Source organism: Streptomyces sp. NPDC059456 (assembly GCF_042750055.1).
GTDB lineage: Bacteria > Actinomycetota > Actinomycetes > Streptomycetales > Streptomycetaceae > Streptomyces.
The window spans coordinates 1-6,081 of record NZ_JBHYVA010000529.1; the positions used below are offsets into that span (position 1 = coordinate 1).

The 6,081-nt window shown below is 75.0% G+C and carries 2 protein-coding genes; both read right to left on the reverse strand.

The window, feature by feature from the left end; all coding sequences use genetic code 11:
- Positions 1-154: 154 nt before the first annotated feature.
- Positions 155-5,413 (reverse strand): type I polyketide synthase, encoded by a 5,259-nt coding sequence (locus ACFXA3_RS32460; RefSeq protein WP_385192688.1) that lies wholly within the window; start codon positions 5,411-5,413, stop codon positions 155-157.
- Positions 5,414-5,432: 19 nt separating this feature from the next.
- Positions 5,433-6,081, reverse strand: a 649-nt coding sequence (locus ACFXA3_RS32465; RefSeq protein WP_385192691.1) for an acyl carrier protein, incomplete at its 5' end; no start/stop codon positions are given.

Here is a 6,081-nt window from a genome sequence, read left to right on the forward strand (position 1 = left end):
GCGCCCCCGCTCGCGCGCCGGGGACCGGCCAAGGGCCCCCGCCCCCCCCCCCCCCCACATAATTTCCCGGTTCCGGGCCCGGGGTGGGGGCCCGCTCCCCCCCCCCCCCCGCCTGGGGGGGGGGGGGGGGCCTGCGCGGGGTGTGCCGGGGCTGCTACTGGAAGATCTCCTCGCCGTCGAGGATGTCGAACAGTTCCTCGGCGGTGGCGGCGCTCAGGTCGTCCTCGGGGTCCTCGGCGCCGAACAGCAGCTCCCGCAGGTGCGCGGCGAGCTTGACGGGCGACGGGTAGTCGAAGATCAGCGTGGGCGTCAGCCGGCAGCCGGTCAGCGCGCCGAGCCGGTTGCGCAGTTCCAGGGCCGTCAGCGAGTCGAAGCCGAGGTCCAGGAAGCCGCGGTCCGCCCGTACCGCGTCCTGCCCGGCGTGGCCGAGCACGGCGGCGGCGTGCGCCCGTACGACGTCCAGCAGTTCCTGTTCGCGCTCCTTGGCGGGCAGCGCGGACAGGCGCTCGACCAGCGCCGCGGGGTCCGTTCCGCGGTCGGCCGCGCGGGCCGTCGAGCGGGTGGGCTGGGGGACCAGGCCCTTGAGGAGTGCGGGCAGGTCGTCCGCCCGCGAGCGGAGCGTGGCCGTGTCCACCCGGAGCGGGACCAGGGCCGGGCGGCCCTGGGCGTGGGCCGAGCTGAACAGCCGCAGGGCCTCTTCGACCTCCAGGGCCGGCAGGCCGCGGGCCGCCATCAGGCGGATGTCCTCCTCGATGGACTCGGTGAGTCCCGTCCTGGCCGCCCAGAGTCCGTATGCCAGGGCCTGCGCGGGCAGGCCCTCGGCGTGGCGGTGGGCGGCGAGGGCGTCGAGGAAGGTGTTCGCCGCCGCGTAGTTGGCCTGGCCCGCGGCCAGGGTGAGCCCGCCCGCTGAGGAGATCAGCGTGAACAGGGCCAGCGGCAGCCCGCGGGTCTGCTCGTGCAGGTACCAGGCCGCGTCCGCCTTCGGCGCCAGGACGGCGCCGAGGCGCTCGGCGTCCATCGTCGCGATCAGGCCGTTGTCGCCGGTGCCGGCCGCGTGGACCACACCGGTCAGCGGGTGCGCGGCGGGTATCCCGGCCAGCAGGGCCGTGACCGCCCGCGGGTCGGAGACGTCGCAGGCCGTGATGGTGACCTGCGCGCCGAGGCCTTCGAGTTCGGCGGCCAGTTCCTCCGCGCCCTCGGCGTCCGGCCCGCGCCGGGAGGTCAGCAGCAGCCGGCCGGCGCCGTGTTCGGTGACCAGGTGGCGGGCCAGGTGGGCGCCGATGCCGCCGGTGCCGCCCGTGATCAGGACCGTGCCCTCGGGGTCGAGGGCCGGCGCGTCGGCGGCCGGGCCCGTGACCGGGGTCAGCCGCGGGACCAGGAGGCCCGCCTCGCGGACGGCGCTCTCCGGCTCGGCCGAGGCGATGACCGCCGCCAGGCCCTCGAAGCCGGTGCCGCCCGCCGGAAGGTCGGTGAGCTGGATGCGGCCCGGGTTCTCCGCCTGGGCGGCGCGTACGAGACCCCACACCGGGGCCTGCACCACGTCGACGGCCTCCCCGGGGCCGGCGGCCACCGCACCGCGGGTCGCCACGACCAGCGTGGACTGCTCGAACCGCGGGTCGGCCAGCCACTCCTGGACGGCGTCCAGGGTGCGGACCGCGGCCGAGCGCACGGCCTCCGGGACGGCACCGCCGGCCTGCGGGACCGGGAAGAGCACCGCACCCGACACCGGGCCCGCGGGCACCTCGTCCCATACCTGGAACCCGGCTCCGGCGGCCGGTGCCACGGGGGCCGCCGGCGCACGCCAGTCGATCTCGAACAGCGTGTCCTGCCGGCCGCCGCCGAGCTGCTCCGGCGAGACCGGGCGGAACGTCAGCGAGCCGATGGAGGCCACTGGGGAGCCGCCGCGGTCCGCGAGGTCCAGCGACAGGTTGTTCTCGCCGTGCTTGGTGATCCGCACCCGCAGCGCGGTGGCGCCGACCGCGTGCAGGGACACGTCCGACCAGGAGAACGGCAGCTCCGTCTGCTCCTCGCCGGTGACCCCCTCGCCGACCCCGAGCGCGTGCATCGTGGCGTCGAGGAGGGCCGGGTGGATGCCGAAGAGGGCGGCGTCGTCGTGCGCCTCCTCGGGCAGTTCGATCTCGGCGTACACCGAGTCGCCTTCGCGCCAGGCGGCCTTGAGCCCCTGGAACACCGGCCCGTAGTCGTAGCCCTGCCGGAAGAGGAGCTCGTACGCGTCGCTCACGCGCACCTCCTGCGCACCGGCCGGGGGCCACGCCGTCAGGTCGGCGCCGGCGGCGGCGGGCGCCGTCCCCAGCAGACCCTCGGCGTGCAGCAGCCACGGGGTGTCGGGCAGGGCGTCCTGGTGCCGGGAGTGGATGCGGATCGTCCGGCGGCCCAGGTCGTCGGGGCCGACGGAGACCTGGAGGGCCACCCCGCCGCGGTCGGGCAGGACGAGCGGCGCTTGGAGGACGAGCTCCTCCAGGGCCGGGTAGCCGACCTGCTCACCGGCGTGCAGGGCGAGTTCGACGAATCCGGTGCCGGGCAGCAGCACGGTGCCCAGGACGTCGTGGTCGGCGAGCCAGCCGTGCGTGTCGGCGGAGAGGCGGCCCGTGAAGGTCACCCCGTCCGTGTCGGGCGAGGCGATGACCGCGCCGAGCAGCGGGTGGCCGGCCGGGGTCAGGCCGAAGGCGGAGGCGTCCCCGCCGAGCGGGTTCTCGATGATCCAGTACCGCTCCCGCTGGAACGGGTAGGTCGGCAGGGCCACGGGCCGGGCCGCGGTGCCCTCGTAGAAGGCCGCCCAGTCGATCCGGGCGCCCGCGGCGTGCAGGTGCGCCAGAGCGGTCAGCAGGCTGCGGGACTCGGGGCGGTTCTTGCGCAGCACCGGCTCGATGACCGCGTCTTCGGTGTCCAGCGTCGTCCGGGTGAGCGCGGTCAGGACCGCGTCGGGGCCCAGCTCGACGAACCGGTTGACGCCCTTGCCCGCCAGGTGCCGGACGGCGTCGGTGAAGCGGACCGCCTCGCGGACGTGGCGCACCCAGTAGGCGGGCGAGGCCAGATCGGCGTCCGTGGCGAGCCGGCCGGTCACGTTGGAGACGATGGGGATCAGCGCCGGCCGGTACGCGACGCTCTGCGCGACCAGGTGGAACTCGGCCAGGGCCGGCTCGACCAGCGGGGAGTGGAAGGCGTGCGAGACGCGCAGCCGCGTGGTCTTGCGGCCCCGGCCGCCGAACTCCTCGGTGATCGCCTCGACGGCGTCCTCGGCGCCGGAGACCACGATGGAGCGGGGGCTGTTGATGGCCGCGATGCCGACGACGTCGGAGACGTACGGGAGGACTTCCTCCTCGGTGGCTTCGATCGCGGCCATGGCGCCGCCGGCCGGGAGCGCCTGCATCAGGCGGCCGCGGGCGGTGACCAGACGGGCGGCGTCCTCCAGCGACAGCACCCCGGCGACGTGGGCCGCGGTGATCTCGCCGATGGAGTGCCCGGCCAGGAAGTCGGGCCGGACGCCCCAGGACTCGACGAGCCGGTACAGGGCCGTCTCGATGGCGAACAGCGCGGGCTGGGTGTAGGCGGTGCTGTTCAGCAGCGCCTCGTCCTCACCCCAGATCACCTCGTACAGCGGGGTGTCCAGGTACGCGTCCACCGCGGCGACGACCTCGTCGAAGGCGCGGGCGAACACCGGGAACGCGGCGTGCAGTTCACGGCCCATGCCCAGGCGCTGCGCGCCCTGCCCGGTGAACAGGAAGGCCGTGCGGCCGCCTTGGACCTGGCCCTCCACCACACCGGCGTCGGCGATCGTGCCCTCGGCGAGGGCCGACAGGCCGGAGAGGAGTTCCTCGCGGTCGGCGCCGACGACGACGGCCCGGTGCTCGTGCGGGGTCCGGGTGGTCGCGGTGGAGTAGCCGAGGTCGGTGAGCGTGAGCTGCTCGTCCGCGGCGACCCGGGCGTGCAGCTGCGCGGCCTGGTCGGTCAGCGCCTGCGCCGAGCGGCCCGACAGGACGACCGGGACCAGCGGGAGTTCGCGGGCCCCGCCCTCCGCCGGGGCGGGCTCCGCGGCCGGCGCCTCCTCCAGGATGACGTGCACGTTCGTACCGCTCAGGCCGAACGAGGACACGCCCGCGCGGCGCGGGCGCTCGCCCGCCGGCCAGTCGACGGCCTCGGTCAGCAGCCGGACGTTGCCCGACTCCCAGTCCACGTGCGGGGTCGGCTCGTCCAGGTGGAGGACCTTGGGCAGCAGGCCGTGCCGCAGTGCCTGCACCATCTTGATGACGCCGCCGACGCCGGCCGCGGCCTGCGTGTGGGCCAGGTTGGACTTGAGCGAGCCCAGGTACAGCGGCTTGTCGCCGGCGGGCCGCCGGCCGTACGTCGCCAGCACGGCCTGGGCCTCGATCGGGTCGCCCAGCGTCGTGCCCGTGCCGTGCGCCTCGACCGCGTCGACGTCGGCGATGGTCAGGCCGGCGTTCTCGAGGGCGCTGCGGATGACGCGCTGCTGGGAGGGCCCGTTGGGGGCGGTCATGGAGCTGGAGGCGCCGTCCTGGTTGACGGCGGAGCCCTTGATGACGGCGAGGACCTCGTGCCCGTTGCGGCGGGCGTCCGAGAGGCGTTCCAGGACGATGACGCCGACGCCCTCGGAGCAGCCGGTGCCGTCGGCGTCGGCCGAGAAGGACTTGCAGCGGCCGTCGGCGGCCATGCCGCGCTGGTGGCTGAAGTAGAGGAACATGTCCGGCTCGGTCATCACCGTGACGCCGCCGGCCAGGGCGAGCGTCGACTCACCGGAGTTCAGGGACTGTGCGGCGAGGTGCAGGGCGACCAGCGAGGACGAGCAGGCCGTGTCGATCGTCAGGGCCGGGCCCTCCAGGCCCAGGCTGAACGCGACGCGGCCGGTGACCAGGCTGCCGCCGGTGGTGGCCGCGGCCTCGGTGCCGAGCGCGTAGTCGTGGTACATCACGCCGCCGAACACGCCCGTCTTCGTGCCGCGCAGGGTGTGCGGGGCGATGCCCGCGTTCTCGATGGCCTCCCAGGACGTCTCCAGCAGCAGCCGCTGCTGGGGGTCGAGCGCCAGGGCCTCGCGCGGGGAGATCCCGAACAGGGCCGCGTCGAAGTCGCCGGCGTCGTAGAGGAAGCCGCCCTCGCGGGTGATCGTCCTGCCGAGCTTGCCCGGCTCCGGGTCGTACAGGGCGTCGGTGTTCCAGCCGCGGTCCTCGGGGAACGCGGAGACCCCGTCGCGGCCCTCGGCCACGAGCTTCCACAGGTCGTCGGGGGAGTTGACCCCGCCGGGGTAGCGGCAGGCCATGCCCACGATCGCGATCGGCTCGCAGGCCCGGTCGGCCTCCTCGGCCAGCTCGCTGTTCTCCCGCTTCAGCCGCTCGTTGTCCAGCATGGACTGTCGTAGGGCGGTGACGAGTTGTTCCACTGATGCTTCCACGATGACCTCAGCCCTCGTTCGAATTCGGTTCGGCGGACGCAAGCGCGGCACGCACCAGGTCGTCGATGTCCATGCTCTTGATCTCTTCGCTCCGGTCGGCGGTCTGCGGGGCGGCAGGCGTACCGGACGCGGCCGGTGCGGCCGTCGCCCCCTGCTGTCCCGCCGGGCCGGCGAGCCTGAGCAGCGCGTCCAGGAGGCCCGCCTCGCGCAGTGCGGCGACGGGGATCGAGGAGAGCGCCTCGCGGACGGATTCGTCGTCCCGGTCGGTGGCGGCGGCCGGCTCGGGCTCCGCGACGTCCTCGATGGCCGGGAGGATCTCCTCCAGGAGGAACTCGGCCATCACGACCGGGCTCGGGTAGTCGAACATCATGGTCGCCGGCAGGCGCATCCCGGTCGCGGTCTGCAGCCGGTTGCGCAGGTCGATCGCGGCCAGCGAGTCGAGCCCCAGGTCCGTGAAGCCCTTGTTGACGTCGATGGTGTCCGGGTCGCTGTGGCTGACCGCCGCGACCTGGGCCCTGATCAGGTCCAGGACCGCCGGCTCCCGGTCGGCGGGCCGCATCCGGGCCAGCCGCTCCTCCAGCGACTGCGAACCGGCGGGCGGGGCGGGGGGCGGCGCGGGCGGGGCGCGGACGTGCATGCGCGGCAGGCGCGCGGGG